The sequence below is a fragment of the Achromobacter sp. GQ309 genome, from assembly GCF_059759315.1.
Genome location: NZ_JCAXDP010000011.1, coordinates 1 through 15491, shown reverse-complemented (window position 1 = coordinate 15491; position 15491 = coordinate 1). Strand labels below are relative to the sequence as shown.

The 15491-nt window shown below is 60.8% G+C and carries 18 protein-coding genes; 12 read left to right on the top strand and 6 right to left on the bottom strand.

Annotated features, from left to right (window positions below; genetic code table 11):
- Positions 1-20: 20 nt before the first annotated feature.
- Together AC6CIE_RS26245 and AC6CIE_RS26240 are read right to left on the bottom strand one after the other, a co-directional pair.
- The gene (locus tag AC6CIE_RS26245) at positions 21-1142 is read right to left on the bottom strand and encodes a GmrSD restriction endonuclease domain-containing protein (protein ID WP_498094681.1); all 1122 of its coding nucleotides are present in this window, start codon (positions 1140-1142) and stop codon (positions 21-23) included.
- Between the two features lies 1 nt (position 1143).
- Positions 1144-2421, bottom strand: coding sequence for a DNA methyltransferase (locus tag AC6CIE_RS26240; protein WP_498094679.1), 1278 nt, complete (start codon positions 2419-2421; stop codon positions 1144-1146).
- 520 nt (positions 2422-2941) lie between these two features.
- Between AC6CIE_RS26240 and AC6CIE_RS26235 the strand changes: the two genes are divergently transcribed.
- Complete coding sequence (locus AC6CIE_RS26235; RefSeq protein WP_498094677.1) at positions 2942-3274, top strand: hypothetical protein; 333 nt, start codon at positions 2942-2944, stop codon at positions 3272-3274.
- A gap of 99 nt (positions 3275-3373) precedes the next feature.
- Here AC6CIE_RS26235 and AC6CIE_RS26230 read toward each other — a convergent pair whose 3' ends face one another.
- Together AC6CIE_RS26230 and AC6CIE_RS26225 are read right to left on the bottom strand one after the other, a co-directional pair.
- Complete coding sequence (locus tag AC6CIE_RS26230) at positions 3374-4111, bottom strand: anti-sigma factor family protein (protein WP_498094675.1); 738 nt, start codon at positions 4109-4111, stop codon at positions 3374-3376.
- Complete coding sequence (locus tag AC6CIE_RS26225) at positions 4108-4623, bottom strand: sigma-70 family RNA polymerase sigma factor (RefSeq protein WP_498094798.1); 516 nt, start codon at positions 4621-4623, stop codon at positions 4108-4110. Before AC6CIE_RS26225 ends, AC6CIE_RS26230 begins: the two co-directional genes overlap by 4 nt.
- 199 nt (positions 4624-4822) lie before the next feature.
- Between AC6CIE_RS26225 and AC6CIE_RS26220 the strand changes: the two genes are divergently transcribed.
- The 3 genes from AC6CIE_RS26220 (at position 4823) to AC6CIE_RS26210 (ending at position 7305) form a co-directional block, all read left to right on the top strand.
- On the top strand, positions 4823-6046 hold the full coding sequence (locus AC6CIE_RS26220) for a catalase family peroxidase (RefSeq protein WP_498094673.1): 1224 nt from the start codon (positions 4823-4825) through the stop codon (positions 6044-6046).
- Positions 6043-6612 carry a cytochrome b gene (locus AC6CIE_RS26215; RefSeq protein WP_498094671.1) on the top strand — a complete coding sequence of 190 codons (570 nt, stop codon included), beginning with the start codon at positions 6043-6045 and terminating at the stop codon, positions 6610-6612. The genes AC6CIE_RS26220 and AC6CIE_RS26215 overlap by 4 nt, the downstream gene beginning before the upstream one ends.
- A 213-nt stretch (positions 6613-6825) precedes the next feature.
- Positions 6826-7305 (top strand): hypothetical protein, encoded by a 480-nt coding sequence (locus AC6CIE_RS26210; RefSeq protein ID WP_498094669.1) that lies wholly within the window; start codon positions 6826-6828, stop codon positions 7303-7305.
- Between the two features lie 123 nt (positions 7306-7428).
- On the opposite strand, the gene AC6CIE_RS26205 is transcribed toward AC6CIE_RS26210, so the two are convergent.
- Complete coding sequence (locus tag AC6CIE_RS26205) at positions 7429-7878, bottom strand: hypothetical protein (protein WP_498094667.1); 450 nt, start codon at positions 7876-7878, stop codon at positions 7429-7431.
- A 163-nt stretch (positions 7879-8041) separates the two neighbouring features.
- Here AC6CIE_RS26205 and AC6CIE_RS26200 point away from each other — a divergent pair, with 163 nt between their 5' ends.
- The 3 genes from AC6CIE_RS26200 (at position 8042) to AC6CIE_RS26190 (ending at position 12211) form a co-directional block, all read left to right on the top strand.
- Positions 8042-8569, top strand: coding sequence for a sigma-70 family RNA polymerase sigma factor (locus tag AC6CIE_RS26200; protein WP_291382982.1), 528 nt, complete (start codon positions 8042-8044; stop codon positions 8567-8569).
- The gene (locus tag AC6CIE_RS26195) at positions 8559-9611 is read left to right on the top strand and encodes a FecR domain-containing protein (protein ID WP_498094665.1); all 1053 of its coding nucleotides are present in this window, start codon (positions 8559-8561) and stop codon (positions 9609-9611) included. The genes AC6CIE_RS26200 and AC6CIE_RS26195 overlap by 11 nt, the downstream gene beginning before the upstream one ends.
- 113 nt (positions 9612-9724) lie before the next feature.
- The gene (locus tag AC6CIE_RS26190; protein WP_498094663.1) at positions 9725-12211 is read left to right on the top strand and encodes a TonB-dependent siderophore receptor; all 2487 of its coding nucleotides are present in this window, start codon (positions 9725-9727) and stop codon (positions 12209-12211) included.
- A gap of 66 nt (positions 12212-12277) precedes the next feature.
- Here AC6CIE_RS26190 and AC6CIE_RS26185 read toward each other — a convergent pair whose 3' ends face one another.
- Entirely contained in the window at positions 12278-12652 is a 375-nt protein-coding gene (locus AC6CIE_RS26185) for a glutaredoxin family protein (protein ID WP_313066955.1), read from the bottom strand.
- A 218-nt stretch (positions 12653-12870) separates the two neighbouring features.
- Between AC6CIE_RS26185 and AC6CIE_RS26180 the strand changes: the two genes are divergently transcribed.
- The 5 genes from AC6CIE_RS26180 (at position 12871) to AC6CIE_RS26160 (ending at position 15434) form a co-directional block, all read left to right on the top strand.
- Entirely contained in the window at positions 12871-13947 is a 1077-nt protein-coding gene (locus AC6CIE_RS26180; RefSeq protein WP_498094661.1) for a hypothetical protein, read from the top strand.
- Positions 13948-14026: 79 nt separating this feature from the next.
- Positions 14027-14455, top strand: coding sequence for a bleomycin resistance protein (locus AC6CIE_RS26175; RefSeq protein ID WP_498094659.1), 429 nt, complete (start codon positions 14027-14029; stop codon positions 14453-14455).
- A 212-nt stretch (positions 14456-14667) separates the two neighbouring features.
- The gene (locus AC6CIE_RS26170; RefSeq protein WP_498094657.1) at positions 14668-14865 is read left to right on the top strand and encodes a hypothetical protein; all 198 of its coding nucleotides are present in this window, start codon (positions 14668-14670) and stop codon (positions 14863-14865) included.
- Positions 14849-15169, top strand: coding sequence for a transcriptional regulator (locus AC6CIE_RS26165; protein WP_313702428.1), 321 nt, complete (start codon positions 14849-14851; stop codon positions 15167-15169). The genes AC6CIE_RS26170 and AC6CIE_RS26165 overlap by 17 nt, the downstream gene beginning before the upstream one ends.
- Positions 15153-15434, top strand: a complete 282-nt coding sequence (locus AC6CIE_RS26160; protein ID WP_427984445.1) for a BrnA antitoxin family protein — start codon at positions 15153-15155, stop codon at positions 15432-15434. The genes AC6CIE_RS26165 and AC6CIE_RS26160 overlap by 17 nt, the downstream gene beginning before the upstream one ends.
- Positions 15435-15491: the final 57 nt, after the last annotated feature.

Here is a 15491-nt window from a genome sequence, read left to right as displayed (position 1 = left end):
GCGCTTCTTCCGGCCTCATGTCAATTCGCCCGCTCGGAGAACCATTTATCTCCAAGCTCCAAGCGTCCAATGTATTTCTTTTTGGTATTTGAACCCGCGCCAGTCAACTCTCTCAGCTGCTCTTCTTCGTGAAGCTTTATGACGCGCTCCTTCAAAATATCGGGCCTGCCTTCGAGATAATCGATATTCTTTGCAACTCCATATGCGACTATGTCGAATAAGTTAGGGGAGACCGCACCCCGCGGTTCCCCCCCTCTGTGATAACGGAATGCTTGTCCGCCAGGAAGAGTCTTGGCAAGTAGTTCAAAGGTGCGCAAAACAACCTGCTTTTTGTCTTCGCCGAATGAGAACTTGCCCTCGGATCCGTATTGCATGAAATCGTCCAAGAACTCCACAACCGAGTGCTTCAGAGGATCTGGACTGTACAGATTCGCAAGGAGTTTGAGCATGTACTCTTCAATCGCCATCTTGCGCACGTGCTCGTCAGGAAGGCCGATAGCAGCCCGAACCTCGTCTTTAGAAGCAAGTTCCCGAAGCATCTGAGGAAAAGCATTACCGAACAATCGAGCTGAGCAGTTGCGAATCTCTTGATCGGACAGCACAGACCCTGAGCGATTGAGCCGCTTGAAAACATGATAGCGGGCGCGTGTGGACGATTCCTTCTCGAGCAATATTACCGGCACTCTGGTGTATCGAAGTGTTCTCACAAGAGCTTCGGGCAGCGTCTTAACGCTGTAACCCTCAATAGAAGCCACGAGGGGAGCGCTAAGAAGGAGAGTCGCTACCTCGAGGTTATTTTGCTCTTGTTCATTATTTTCGGCAGTCGCAACTTCTATCTCGCCATCAAAAACCTCTGGAGCGAAGAACTTTATGAGCGTACTCAATCTTTGGAGGCCATCAATTACCTCACTTTTTCCATCCGGATTCGTGGCAAAAAACAACGGTGGTGTTGGAATATTGAGCAGTAACGATTCGATGTATTCAGACTGGCGCTCCAAGTCCCAACGAAATAGTCGTTGGTACTCTGGATCAATTCGGAGATCACCGCGCTTATATGCGCCAAGTAGATCGCTGATCGTCGTAGTGTAGGAGTCTGTTTTTAACTCCGTACGGTGAATGTTGATGTCATCTAATACACTCATTTCATTCCTTCGTGAGTAGTATTGCCATTTCGATGGGTGTGCGTCTGCCTCTGTAGGCTTGGGATGCCTTGTTTATTCCACACATCGACTTTGGCTTCTTATATTCAAATGCACCTACTGGCCTGATGCCGCAGCTCTCAGCCATTTCGACGATTATTTTTGGAAGGTCGTTGTGCAGGTCTTTGTAATAGGAATCTTGCACCACCATACATACCCGCCCGCCAGGCGCGAGCACGCGCCCAATTTCGGCCATTGACGACGCAAGATCGTTAAAATATGCCAAATGAGATTGAAAATAATATGTGCTCGACGCCTTCGATGGGTGAGATCGAATCTTTCCCAATAGGCCTTCACAGGTGGGTCCCAAAGAGGTTTCTTGAGTTGGTCTTTTTGCGGTGGCCGCCCCCATCAATTGCTGTCGCGCTTCGCGATAGTTTGCTGCCCCAATGGACTCGAGAATTAGCAGCTCCGGCATAGTAGAGCGACCGTAGTCCAAACGGGTGCAGTACGGCGGCGAGGTCACCACTGCATTTACTGAGCCCACATGTAGCGGAAGTGAGCGCGAATCGGCCAATGCCACTTTTGGTGGCTGTGTTAATTCGAGAGCACGCCGCGCTGAAGTAATTCCTTGAATTCTGTCCACTTCGGACAGAAATGCATCCATGATCTGTTTTCGAGGAACAGAAATTTTTGACTCTGCGCCCTTGGGCATCCGAAGCCACGTGGGATTTGAGGTGGTAAGGCTTCGCAGAAAATGTCTGACGGAATTAAATAGGGCTACGAAGTAGGTGCCTGCGAGAGGCGCCATGTGTTCAAAGAGGGAGGATGACTCCTCCCACGTCTTCGGAAGACCGGTCGAAACGACGTGAAGCCAAATTGAACGTGCCAGCTCAACGATATCGCGAGACGTGTTCACGTCAAACAGGATATTGAGCGGTTCCTGATCGTCTTGGACGCAGGGTTTCCGAACAGACTTTACAATTCTTCGCGCTAGGGGGAGAAGAACCGAAGCTTCCGCCGGATCTAGCAGTTCCGCCTTCGCGACAAGTACCATCACTGGATTTAAGTCGAAGCCAATAGAATCGATGCCTAGCTGGCTTGCCGTTCTCGTGGTGGTACCCGACCCGTTCCAGGGATCCAGGACGAGCGTTTCCCTGTTACCGCTCGTCGCCCATTCAAGGGCGTCCTTCGCGAACAAATTAGAGAAACCGGCGTAATAAGGATATATTTCTTCGTTTTTTTTGACCGCGATCCGTGCTGGATTTGAAAATGGTCGCATTTGTGGCCAAGCCTAGCGGAGAGGTGACAGTCGGGTTGCGCTGTACTATACACCGACCAGCCGACGCTTCGAGACTGGCTACCCCCACTTCAGCAGGCTGCACTTCTCAAGAGCGGTATTAGCTGGCGGCACTAGTTTCTCCGTCGGTCATGATCGACTATATCCATCGCAATGTTGCCGCTCAGACTCGCTCGTTGAACCTGGAACGGGTCGTAAGGAGATAGGCTTATAACCGCCCCATTTCCCAGTCGCCAATTTATCCCTCCTTACACACGGTGCTACCTTCACACCCTATACTTGTGCGACTACCGCCACCATGGTAGCCCGGTGTGGAAGCCGGTAAATTCGTCGGTGTTGACCTCCCAGGCAGCACGCCTTCGCACGCCTAATGGGCGGGCCTTGGCAGGGGTGCGCTAGTCGCACGCCGGTTCCGACGATCCGGTCTTCCAACCTTGTCCTGTGCCCGCCCGCCCTATTTGGAAGTGGGGCAGCGGGATTCCCATATCGTCGGAGGAAGTTCATGCAATCCCACCCCCTCACCGAAAATCCCTGGTCCGTTGATACCAACCTCGAACACGGACTGGTTCCCCTCTCCCACCTCTACAACATCGACCGCGCCCGCTATGCAATCGCGTCGATCGCTCGCCTCGTCGGCAACAGCGCCTCCGAACCCGACGCCACCGGTGCGCAGCCGCTGGACGCATGGACCGTGGCCGCGTTGTTGGGCGGAGTGGAAGGTTTGTGTGAGCACATGGGCGTAATGACAGAGGCCATGCTGGAAACGGCACGAGCGTGCGCACAAGACGCCGATTGCGCCGATCCCACACACAACGCGCCTGCTTCGATTCAATAAGCGCAAAAGCGGCTCGGGCCTACCGCGATTGCGGCAGGCTCGAGCCGTTAGTTTGCGAGGAAAACGTGCGCGATCTGGGGCGTCAAAGTCTCCGATGCGTCACGATTCACCCACTTGCACGTTCTGACCGCGCACATCCCCCGCCGTCACCAACGCATAGTTGTACCCCTGCCCCGACCAATACCGCGCCTCCAGCTCGCCATCTGTTCGGCTCCCTTGCGCCAGAAACTGCCCCCCCGGCCCAGGTGGCCGGATATAAAACGTAGCTCGCTGCCCCGCGTTCTCATAAATAACAAGCGCAGCCGGCCCCTGATCGGTAGCCAACAAACGCGCAGCAACAGGCCTAAACCCGCTGTCGCTCAGATTAGGCAACCGCTCGGCATGCGCAAAATACGCATCCAACCACCCCTGCAAATCCCCAGCATCCGCACGCACATCCGGCTGCGGCGCATCCGCTGACGCAAACAACCGATAAGCCTGCATTGCGTCCTGCATCGGCAGCACCCGATTCGCCAAGGCCGTATCACGAGCACTCCATCCCGTGACGCCGCCAATCGCCACCGCCATAACGAGACTAGCCGCCATCACCATCCGCCGCCGCGTACGAACTCTTAGCCCCGCACGCACCGCAGCAGGATCCAACGCAGGATTACCCGGCAAACCATCCCCGCCAGCCCCTTCCCGCAGCCGCTGCGCATCCCGACGCCACGCCTCCAGCTCCTGCGCCTCATCAGGATGCGCCCGCAAATACGCCTGCAGCTCCTGCAATTGCGACGGATCCAACTGCCCGTCCACATACGCATTACGCGTCAGATCATCGATAGAGCGTTCTTTCATTTCAATATCCTCAGACGAGCCTCGCCGGCCTGTCCCTCATGCAATTCACGTAAGGCACTCCGCGCGCGGGACAGGCGCGACATGACGGTGCCCAGCGGTACGTCTAAAACATCGGCGACGGCCTTGTAGCTCATGCCTTCCACGCTGACGAGCCACAGCAGCGTGCGTTGCGTCTCGGGCAGGCGTTCGAAGACATCCAGGGACGATCGCGCGATGACTTCGCGCTCGGCCGACGGCGCGGCGGCGTCGGACCCGGTAAACCATGACAGCAGCCGCGCATAGCGGCGCGAGCGGCGTTGGGCGTCCAGGAATTGGCGGTACAGGATGGTGAAGAGCCAGGCGCGCACGTCGCCTTGCGGACGGCGGCCGCGCCAGCGGGTGAGCGCTCTTTCCAAGGTGGATTGCACCAGGTCGTCGGCCGCGACCGCATCGCGCGTGAGGCGCAGCGCAAAACGCCGCAGGCGCGGCAGTAGTTGGCGCAGCACGGCGTCGGAGAGTTCTTCCGCTGGCATCTCGTCGTCGGGGGATGCCGGCGCGGCGGGCGGCACGCGGACCGGTTGAATCATGGCGGGTTCCTGGGACAGGCCTGCGCAACCAGCTTACAGGTCAATGCAGTAAGACGCCGCCCCGGCGGGTTTATTCCATGACGGAATAACTTTTTTCGCACGGCGTCCTACAGGGGTATTCATCGCCCCATGGGCAAGGAGCCTTATGCAACAAGGATCTGACCGCAACGGCCCGCCGCCGGGTCAAACGCCACCGGGAAGCCAGCCGCCGGGCCGCCTGCCGCCGAATCGCCAGGCGCCGGGTGCACGGCAACAAGACGGCCAGTTGCCGGATGACCGGCCTCAGAAGCCTCGGCCGCTCACCGCCCCGCAAGCCCTTCTTCGGCTCACCGCAATCGGCTCCATCGTGCTGGCCTCCGGCGCCGCCTTCGCCTACGTGGGCGGCTGGCTCGACCCTCAGCGCCTGACCCCAGACCGCGTGGTGAACGCCCTGGAAGCCAACAGCGGCGTCCACGAGGGCTTCCGCCGCAACCACGCCAAAGGCGTCTGTGTGATCGGCCGCTTCGAAAGCAGCGGCGCCGCCCACGACTTATCCACCGCCTCGGTGTTCGCGCCGGGCAGCACGCCGGTGGTGGGACGGCTCGCCCTGCCCGGCGGCAATCCTTACGCGTCGGACTCCAGTGTTCCGATCCGCAGCTTTGCCTTGATGTTCACGTCGGCTAATGGCGAACAGTGGCGAACCGGCATGAACAGCATGCCGGTGTTTCCACTGTCGACACCGCAGGCGTTCTACGATCAGCAGCTTGCCGGCCGGCCCGATCCCAAGACGGGCAAGCCCGATCCGCAGCGCATGCAGGCCTTCTTCGCGGCGCATCCTGAAGCGGCGGCGTTCCTTGCGTGGGCCAAGACCGCCAAGCCTTCGGCCAGCTACGCCACCGAAGACTACTACGGTCTGAACGCGTTCTACCTGATCGATGGAAATGGAAAGCGGCAGCCGGTGCGCTGGCAGTTGGCGCCGTTGGACGCGGCGGCGGCGCCTCTGGCGCAGCCGGGGCACGATGCGGACTATCTGCAAACCGACCTGCAGCAGCGTCTGACGCAAGGGCCGTTGCGTTGGCGTCTGCTGCTCACGTTGGGACAACCCGGCGATTCAACTAACGACGCAACCCGCCAGTGGCCGGCGGACCGGCCGACTGTCGACGCCGGCACCGTGGTGATAACCAGCAGCGCCCCGCAAAGCGATGGTCCCTGTCGCGATGTGAACTACGACCCGACGGTGTTGCCGCAAGGCATTGCGGTTTCCGACGATCCGCTGCTGGCGGCGCGTTCCGCGGCATATGCGGCCTCTTATGAACGCCGCACGGGCGAAGGGCCGCCTCAAGCCGCCGTTGCGTCATCCCATTCGACTCAACCGGAGCGCGCCCAATGATCTCGTCGCCTAATCAAATCCGCCGGCCGCCCGCCACCTTCAGCCTATTCGCACGCGTGCTCCATTGGTCGATGGCGGCCGGCATACTCGCGATGCTGTTCATTGGCGTGGGCATGGTGGCGTCGGTGTCCGAGCGGCATCAATGGCTGGTGCAGATCCATAAGCCGTTGGGCTTGGCGCTGCTGGCGCTGGTATGCATTCGGCTGGCCAGACGATTGTTCGAGGGTGCGCCTGCGTTGCCGGCTGATCTGCCGGCCTGGCAACGTCACGCGGCGCTGGCCTCGCACGTCTTGCTGTATGCGCTGATGTTCGCGATGCCGCTGATCGGCTGGGCGATGCTGTCGGCGGGCGGCTATCCGATCGTGGCGGGCGGTTGGCAGCTGCCGCCCATTGCGCCTGCGGATGCGGCGCTGTTCAGTTGGCTGCGAGGTGCGCATCGCTATCTGGCCTTCCTGCTGTTCGCCACGGTGCTGCTGCATCTGGCCGCGGCGTTGTTTCATGGCTGGGTGCGGCGGGATGGCGTGCTGGAATCGATGACGCGCGGGCGTTCGGCGTCATCGCGCTGACTTGGGGAATGGGACATGAGAGGCAACCTCCGTGGCCCATGCGACCCGAACTCAAGGGGGCGACACGAATTCGTCCGGAGCATTGTTCTGTCGTCTGATATTGGCGCCTTTAGAATTCATCGATGAAGGATGGCTCTTCATAATGAGCTGCTCATTGCCGATGCCTGCGTAGGCGTTCAAGGGCATGCTCGAACACGATGGGAAGATAAAGGCATGAAGAAGCGGGACTTAAGTTCAGAGATTGCCGAAGGATTCGAGGCACTAGCGCAAGCCAGGGAAGGAGAACGAACTTTGCGCACCCATACCACGAGCATTTACCGCCGAGATGACGTGCTTCCGGAATGGGAGCCTCATCCCTGGGATATGCAGGGTGCGGCCGTCGACGTTCAAGAGCTAAGCTTTCACGAAAGGGCTATCAAGCCGATCCCTTGGAAACGAGTTTCGAGGAACGAGTTCCCCCTGTCCGGCATCTTCGGTCATGACCGCGCCTGGTTTAGCTCAAACGACATCGCTTTCTACGCTACGTTCGATGCCGAAGATCTGATCCTGATTCAAAATATTTGGCACGGGTTTCCGGACCCCCCGGAATGGGGCCTTGCTTCTAGACCGGCGGGTGAGAGTCGTGTGCAATGGTCGCATTGGGGCCATTTTCCTGATCTGCCGGGTATATGGAAAATGCCGGAGGCGATGTGAATTCATGAACTCCACCGTCTCAAGTTCGACACCAACGGCGAGCCGCTTCCGGGTACAGGGATGTATCTGCAAAAGGTGCGGCTCGGCCACTTGAGCTGAATTTCTGGTTGATGATGTCCGCTTTCAGTTCGGCTTCCACGTCACGCCATCCTTCGTCCGATACTCCGGCGTCCCCGTGCAGCACCCACCCGCTCCAAGCGCCTGCCGCCCGATGAAGACCTTCAAGCCGCCCTTCTCCTCCGTGATGGATTGACTCAAACATGACGTCGGCAAGGGATAGAAATCGCCTTCCAGCACCAGCGTCCAGCTCACGTTCTCCCCTTCGGCAGGATCGACCCGATACACCTTGCAGTTGTGCGCAAGCAGATGAATAGGCTTTCCCGCGAGCACACCCTTGAATTGATGTTCAGCCGGCGCCTCGCGCGTAGCGATAGTTTCAGCGGTGAGCTTCGACCCAGCCGGCGGTGGAGGCAGTGACGGTTCGCATGCGGCAAGCAGGCTGGTCGCGCATAGCGTCATGGCGACGCGGCGGACGGAAAGCTTCAGCGATGGTGTTGTTTTCTGGGTGGCCATACTCGCTCCTTGGGCGACATCTTAGGCCTCAAATACCAAACTCACGCCAGACCGACAGCCGCAAAGCGCAGAACCCATCCCGAAGCCGCCCGCATCATCCAGTCCGACCCATTCCGCCTTCACGCCTATAATGGGAACCATTCCCATTAACAAAGCCCGTCCGATGTCCGCCAAGCCCAGCGCCAGTCCCGACGCCGGTATCTCGACGATTTACCGTGACCACCATTCTTGGCTGCATGGCTGGCTGCGCCTGAAGCTCGGCGACGCGCATCGCGCGGCGGATCTGGCGCAGGACACGTTTGTCCGCCTGCTCTCGGCCAATTCCACCACCCAGACCGAAACTGCCCTGCGCGAACCGCGCGCCTATCTGCGCACCATCGCCAATCGCCTGCTGGTGGACCACTGGCGCCGCCAGGAAATCGAGCGCAATTACCTGGCGGTGTTGCAGACCTATCCCCAACAGCATTGGCCGTCCGAAGAATCGCGCCTGCTGATTCTGGAATCGCTGGAGCAGATCGCGCAGATGCTAGGCCGGTTGAAGCCCGAGGTGCGCGAAGTGTTCCTGCTGGCGCAGATGGAGGGCCATACCTGCCCGCAGATCGCGCGGCAGGTGGGCAAGTCGGTGGCGACGGTGGAGCGCTATCTGGCGCAGGCATTGCAACACTGCTATCGCCTGGTCTATGAGTGCTGATCGCGTTGCGTCCGGCAAGCCCGGCGCTGTTGCGGATGCCACCCTGAACGGCGCGGGCGATGCGGCGGTGCTGGACGCCGCCATCCGTTGGCGCATCAAACTCCAATACAACACAGCGGACGCTAAAGCGTGGCAGGCGTTCGACGCGTGGCTGGGCGCGAGCCCGGCGCATGCGCTCGTCTGGGAGCGGTTGCAGGCGCTTAGCGCGCGTTTGCAGCGGCCCGCGATGGACATGCCGCCGGAAGCCGCGGCGCGAATTCTTCGGCAGACGGGAACGGCGCAGGCGCTTCGTTCGCGGCGCAAGGCGTTGATGTCGCTGGGCATGCTGGCGGCGGGCGGCTGGATGGCGTGGCAGGCGCGCGACGCGCAGTTGGTTCAGTACGCGCTGGCGGATGTGACCACGTCGCGCGGCGAGCGGCGGCGGGTCGTGTTGCCGGACGGCGGCACGCTGGTGCTGAACACGGATACGGCGGTCAACATCCATTATGGCGATCAAGCGCGCAGGATCACGTTGCTGGCCGGCGAGGTCTATCTGATCTCCGGCAGCGACCCGCTGTCGCGTCCGCTGTTTGTAGAGACGCGCGATGGTCAGGCGCGGGCGTTGGGGACGCGCTATCGGGTACGTCAGTGGGACGAGGCCAGTGAAGTGTCGGTGGACGAAGGCATGGTCGCCATGCTGCCGCGCGATGGCGGCGACGAGGCCGGAAAGACACTGCAGGCAGGCGAGTCCGCGCGGATGACGCGACAGAAGGTATTCAGTGCGGGGCCAACCGACGCGCGCGTGATGGATGCCGGCGCCTGGGTCGAAGGCGCGCTGTCGGTGCGGGACATGCCGCTCGCCGCATTCCTGCAGGAACTGTCGCGCTATCACGGCGCAATCGAATGCGACCCTGCGGTGGCGCGGCTTAGCGTCTCTGGCGTGTTCCAGTTGGACGACACGCGCAAGGTGCTGGCGCTGCTGCGTCAGATCCTGCCGATCGAACCGCAAGCCGGCCGTCTGTGGTGGGGCGGACGCGTGACGCGGGTGCGGGCGCGCGCCTGATGGACAACGCCTGGCGAAAAATATTTGAGGGGATCGGCGAATTCGTTCGTCATACCGCTTGAAGCAGTGCGCACTGCCCAAGATGGACCGACCCTCATTGGAGTAACCCTTTCGTGAAGACCTACCGACACCCGGCCGCCACGGCGCCGGGCGCCCGGGCTTGCTTGCGCGCCTGCCCCACCCCTTCCCTTGCCGTTCTGCTGCCGCTGGCGGCGGCGCTCGGTCTGGCCGCGTTGTCCGCCAACCCGACGACTGCGCGCGCTCAGACAGCGTCCGCCGCAAACTCGCCCTCTGTTGCATCGCGCGCCTATGCGATCGCGCCGGGCCCGTTGAACGACACGCTGGCGGAATTCGCCAGACAGGCCGGCATTTCGCTGGCGTACTCGTCCGCGCAGTTGAACGGTGCGCGTAGCGCGGGCCTGAATGGCCAGTATGGCGTGGCAGACGGTTTGCGCGCCTTGCTGTCTGGCACGGGTTATCGCGCCGTCAATGTGGATGGCGGCATCCGCATCGAGGCCGAGCCGCAGTCCGCGGCCAGCACGCTGGCGCCGGTGCTGGTGACGGGCGTCTTCAATGCGACCACCGAGAACACGAACTCCTACGCGGCCCGGGCGGCGACCATCGGCAAGACGGAAGAGGCGCTCAAGGACATTCCGCAGTCCGTCACGGTGATCACGCGCCGGCGCATGGACGATCAGAACCTGTCGACCATCAGCGAGGTGCTGGAGAACACGACGGGCGTGACGATCAGCGAAGTGGCCGACGGTGGCCGCAATTTCTATTCGCGCGGTTTCAAGATCACGAACATCCAGTACGACGGCGTGCCGCTGTCGCGCAGCTTCTACGCGGTGGGCAACAGTTTCACGGGCAGCACGGCGTATCTGGATCGCGTCGAGGTGTTGCGGGGCGCGCAAGGCCTGATGGAAGGCGCGGGCCAGCCGGGCGGATCGGTCAACCTAGTGCGCAAGCGGCCTACGGCCGAGACGCAGGTGCTGATGGAAGCGCGCGCGGGCTCGTGGGATCACGTGGGCGGCATGCTAGATGCGGGCGGCGCGCTGAACGCCGACGGCAGTCTGCGGGCGCGTGCGGTGCTGGACTACGACACCAAGGGTTCGTTCATCGACGTGGTGAAGGAGCGCAACACCAACCTGTACTTTGCGCTGGACTACGACGTGTCGCCGCGCACGACGGTGGGCGCGGGTGTGCTTGTGTCGCGGGTGCGGTCGACGCCCTTCTTTGGCGGGCTGCCGCGCTACAGCGACGGCCGCTCGCTGGACCTGAAGCGCTCGACCTTTCTGGGCGCGGACTGGAACCAATGGGACCGCGACGAGACGCAGGTCTTCGCCGACCTGACGCATCGCTTCAACAACGACTGGCGCTTGAACATCGCGGGCACGTACGTGAAGGAAAGCAGTCTGACGTCGGCACTGGATGCGACGGGTGCGGTGGACCCGGTGACGTTGATGGGGCCGATGCGCAATGCCTGGAACTACGACAAGTCCGCTGAGCACTTTGGGTTTGATGCCAATGTGAACGGCCGCTTCACGACGTGGGGCATGGCGCAGGACCTGACGGTGGGTGTGAGCATGTCGCGCCTGAAATCCAGCGATCGGATCGAGTACGCGTCCAACTACCTGCCGCTGGATGTGTTCCATCCGGATCCGCATGTACCCAAGCCCGAGAGCTTTCCGGACTCGCAGCGGCTGTCCCGCTATGACCCGCATGTGCAAAAAGGCATTTATGCGCAGTTGCGCAGCAGCCTGACGGACGACCTGACGCTGGTCTCCGGCGGTCGATTCAGTTGGTTTGAAAGCCGCTACACGACGCAGGCCGCAACGTGGAGCGACGTGAGCACCGCGAAAGCCAGCGCGGAGTTCACGCCGTTCCTGGGCTTGGTCTACGCGCTGACGCCGCAGTGGTCGGCCTATGCCAGCTATGCGGATATCTTCGAGCCGCAAACCGCCACCACGCTGGACGGCAGCGTCCTCAAGCCGATCGTGGGCGCCAACTATGAGGTGGGCATCAAGGGCGAGTTGATGGACGGCAGGCTGAACACGTCGTTCGCCGTCTACCGCATCGACCAGAAGAATCGCGCGGTGCAGGATTACGAGGTCGGACCGGTCTGCAATGGCGGCTATTGCTCGCGCGCGGCGGGCAAGGTGCGCAGCCAGGGCTTCGAGGCCGAGATGAGCGGCGAACTGGCGCCGGGCCTGCAAGTGGCCGCGGGCTATACGTTCAACAGCAACAAGTATCTGAGCGACCCCGAGCGCGAGGGCCAGACCTTCAGCGAGGAAACGCCGCGGCACATGCTGCGCGTGTGGAGCGAATACCGCCTGCCGGGGGACCTGAATCGGTTGAGCGTCGGTGCGGGTGTCAATTGGCAGAGCGCGCTGACGAACACGATTTCAAACGTGCGGCGTCCTTCGTATAGCGTGTGGAACGCGCGCGTTGCGTATGACCTGACTTCGCATTGGACCGCCGCGGTGAACGTGAACAATCTGTTCGACAAGGTCTATTACGAGTACCCGGGCTATCTGGAAAACCGCAACAACTACGGCGCGCCGCGCAGTGTGCTGCTGACGCTGCGGGGAAGGTTCTGACGCGTTCTTTGTGCAATTGAAAACGGCCTGCTGGATGTTTCGGCAGGCCGTTCGCTTTATGCGCGGTCAGGCGACGTTGGCGAAGCGCTTTTCCAGGTACGCGATGATGTCGTTGGACTCGTACATCCAGCGCGTGCCATCGGCGTCTTCGATGCGCAAGCAAGGCACCTTCACCTTGCCGCCGCCCGCCTGCAATGCGGCGCGTGCTTCGGGGTCGTTTTTCGCGTCCTTCAGCGCGACCGGCACGTTGAGCCGGTGCATTGCGCGGCGCGTCTTCACGCAGAACGGGCAGGCCTGAAATTGATACAGCGAGAGCGCGGCCGCGTCGGCGTTGACGGCGGCCTGGCCTTGCGGCGAGCGCTTCTGCGGACGCGGACGGGTCAGTGCGTCGCCCAGGACAATGATTTGACCCAGGCCGACACGCAGGGCTTTGACGAGCATGAATGGGGACTCGGAATGGTGAGAGAGGGTGTCAGTCTACTCTGTGCGGCGGGGGCGGCGCTTGTGTGATGCGGTTTGGCAGCGGGCGCGGCTTGACGCATTGCATGAATGCTCACTGCGATATCATGCCCTGGCGCTCTCGCCCAGGCTCTGTTCAGCCGGATGGGTGGCAGCCGCTGATTTGCCCAATAACTGAACCCACAGAGGAACCAAGACCGATGACGCTGTCTCGCCGCGTGCTTGCCGTTGTGTGTGTATCTGCGCTGTTTGCCCCGTTCGCCGCGTTGGCACAGTCGCCCACGGACAAAGCGCTACAGGCCGAAGCGACAGCCATGAGGGAGCGGCATCGCGCAAACACCGACAAGCTGTTCGACCAGGCTCGCGAGGACATGGCGTTGGTGGTGATCCCGACCGTCAATTTCGATGCGCAGCCACAGCGTGATTTTGATGATGCGGCTACGCGGGACCGATTCACCCGCCAGAGCAGCACGCTCATGCATTGGCAGCATGTGTCCGAGAAGGGATACGCGATGACGGTGGGCCAAGGCAAACACAAGTTCGATGCCGCCGATCTCGGGCCGATGTTCCAGACGACGCGCGGCGCGGTCGCGTATCAGGTGATTCCGGTGTGGCCCGGAGAATACCGGCTCAATCGCATTACCTATCACCAGCCGCGCACGGCGTTGCCGGATACGGATGCGCGCGCGAAATCGATGGATTATCTGAAAGACCTCGGCATGGCGACGCTGAAGGAGACGGCGGATGTCGATTACAAGAAGACGGGACCCTGGACGCCGCTGTCACCCAGCGAGGACATGCTGGGCTCAGGCTGCGAGGTCACGCTGCGCTTTGGGAACGGCTGCGATGAGGCTGCCCGGGAGTATCGCTGGGTGGAGGAGGCCAAGCGCGCCGTCCCGGAACGCGCGGCAGAGATGGTGCCCGTTGCCGGCGTCAATACGGAATTGCTGTTTACGCCGTTGGCCACGATCATGCTGAAAGCGGGTGATGTGGTGCTGATGGATGGGTTCAAGGTGCCAGATGATCAGCCGGTCATGGTCAAGGATTCGTGCGGGCTGTTGGCGCGGGAATGGGTGTGTTTGCTGGAGTCGATGACGCTGGAGCGTCTGCCCGCCAGCGTTGAGGATTTTCGGAAGGCGGCTAGTGCTGCCAGCTTTCAACTGCCGAAGCTGGATGCTGCGCTGCAGGGGCTGGTTTATCGGGAGCCCAAGTATTTCTTCGATCCGGCCGTTGGAGCGTCGAACCGGTTTGAGATGAGCAAGGAAAGCTGGAAGTAACGCGGGTCGCAGTTGGCGGGGCTTCCATGGCCCGGTGCAGTCAAGGGCGATACGATGGCGCGAATAAAAAGGAGAGACGATGGAAGATAAATCGTACCGAGCACGCATGGTCCCTGAGCTGATGGTTAAAGACCTCGCACGTAGTCGGAAATTCTGGATCGACTTGTGCGGCTTCGAGGTCGTCTATCAGCGCGAAGAGGAGGGGTTTGTTTTCCTTGACCGCGAGGGCGCACAGTTCATGCTCGAAGAGGTCCGCGGCGACGACGGCTGGATCACGGCACCGCTTGAAGCACCGTTGGGTCGTGGTGTGAATTTCGAGATCAAGGTGAAGTCGATCGACGGGCTGTGCAGGACGTTGCGGGATGCCGATTGCCCGTTGTACAGGGAGCCTGAGGAGCGATGGTACAGAAGCGGGGCAGTCGAGATTGGCGTGCAGCAGTTTTTAGTGCAAGACCCAGACGGCTACCTTTTGCGCTTTTCGGCTTGGATTGAAAATCGGCCGTTGTGAGGCGTAACCCCCCTATTAGGTACCGCCTCCGCATCTGGGACGGCAAGTGATCAGCCGAAGATTCGCGCATTCAATCGGAAGTTGTCTTTTCGGCGAAAAGACTGCTTTTGCTTCTCTTCGTCTGATTTCAGCTTCCGCACGTGGAACGGCCGGATCAGCTTCGTCACAATAAATCTCCTCGCGAGCAGCGTTGATCTCATCCGAGAAGCTGAGTGTTCGAAAACACGCAGCTCGCACTGCCGCGTTTAAACGGAGGGGCCAGCGAAGTGGAAGGACGAAAACTGCATAGCGTGGTCGGTCGATGGCGCGCGTATCGAACCAAGGTCAAATACGTCGGCTGCGGCGCTTCAACCAGCTTTGCGCTGATCAATAAATTGTTAGTACAATTAAATCGTGCTAACCGTTATTGAGACGGGCGAATTTGGTGTTTGGGCGGCTAAGGTGTGGAGTGATTCGGAACGCGAGGCATTCGTTGACTGGATCGCGGAGAATCCTGAAGCGGGGGACGTTGTCCCCGGTTCTGGCGGCTGTAGAAAGGTGAGGTGGTCGCGCGGCGGTATGGGAAAGCGCGGCGGCGCACGCGTGATCTATTACCTGCGATTGGCCCATGGTGAGGTGGTGCTCTTGATCGTGTACGCCAAAGCCAAATTCGACAATCTTCCTGTCTCGTTCCTAGCCAAACTCAAGGAGAGCTTTGATGGCCAAGAAACCTGATCCCGAGATTGCCGAATTTGAGGCAGCTCTGCTGCGAAGCGCGAAGCAGGCTGCGCAAGGCCAATACGCTCGTGTGCATAAGCCCGACGACATTGTGCGTCGTCGTGGCCGGCCCGTGGGCAGCACCGCTGCAACGCGAAAGTCGGCGACCACCATTCGTCTTGATGAGGAGATCTTGTCAGCTTTCAAGGCGACCGGACAGGGTTGGCAGACGCGGATCAACAACGCTTTGAGAGACTGGTTGAGGACACATCGATTGACGTGAGAAGCGTGCGTGCACTCGCATGCGATCAGCTCGACGTCCGGTGGTCAATATGGGCGC

Excerpts from the sequence above, each read along its gene's own strand:
- AC6CIE_RS26245 (WP_498094681.1), bottom strand. The coding sequence starts at position 1,142 with ATGAGTGTATTAGATGACATCAACATTCACCGTACGGAGTTAAAAACA.
- AC6CIE_RS26240 (WP_498094679.1), bottom strand. The coding sequence starts at position 2,421 with ATGCGACCATTTTCAAATCCAGCACGGATCGCGGTCAAAAAAAACGAA.
- AC6CIE_RS26235 (WP_498094677.1), top strand. The coding sequence starts at position 2,942 with ATGCAATCCCACCCCCTCACCGAAAATCCCTGGTCCGTTGATACCAAC.
- AC6CIE_RS26230 (WP_498094675.1), bottom strand. The coding sequence starts at position 4,111 with ATGAAAGAACGCTCTATCGATGATCTGACGCGTAATGCGTATGTGGAC.
- AC6CIE_RS26225 (WP_498094798.1), bottom strand. The coding sequence starts at position 4,623 with ATGCCAGCGGAAGAACTCTCCGACGCCGTGCTGCGCCAACTACTGCCG.
- AC6CIE_RS26220 (WP_498094673.1), top strand. The coding sequence starts at position 4,823 with ATGCAACAAGGATCTGACCGCAACGGCCCGCCGCCGGGTCAAACGCCA.
- AC6CIE_RS26215 (WP_498094671.1), top strand. The coding sequence starts at position 6,043 with ATGATCTCGTCGCCTAATCAAATCCGCCGGCCGCCCGCCACCTTCAGC.
- AC6CIE_RS26210 (WP_498094669.1), top strand. The coding sequence starts at position 6,826 with ATGAAGAAGCGGGACTTAAGTTCAGAGATTGCCGAAGGATTCGAGGCA.
- AC6CIE_RS26205 (WP_498094667.1), bottom strand. The coding sequence starts at position 7,878 with ATGGCCACCCAGAAAACAACACCATCGCTGAAGCTTTCCGTCCGCCGC.
- AC6CIE_RS26200 (WP_291382982.1), top strand. The coding sequence starts at position 8,042 with ATGTCCGCCAAGCCCAGCGCCAGTCCCGACGCCGGTATCTCGACGATT.
- AC6CIE_RS26195 (WP_498094665.1), top strand. The coding sequence starts at position 8,559 with ATGAGTGCTGATCGCGTTGCGTCCGGCAAGCCCGGCGCTGTTGCGGAT.
- AC6CIE_RS26185 (WP_313066955.1), bottom strand. The coding sequence starts at position 12,652 with ATGCTCGTCAAAGCCCTGCGTGTCGGCCTGGGTCAAATCATTGTCCTG.
- AC6CIE_RS26180 (WP_498094661.1), top strand. The coding sequence starts at position 12,871 with ATGACGCTGTCTCGCCGCGTGCTTGCCGTTGTGTGTGTATCTGCGCTG.
- AC6CIE_RS26175 (WP_498094659.1), top strand. The coding sequence starts at position 14,027 with ATGGAAGATAAATCGTACCGAGCACGCATGGTCCCTGAGCTGATGGTT.
- AC6CIE_RS26160 (WP_427984445.1), top strand. The coding sequence starts at position 15,153 with ATGGCCAAGAAACCTGATCCCGAGATTGCCGAATTTGAGGCAGCTCTG.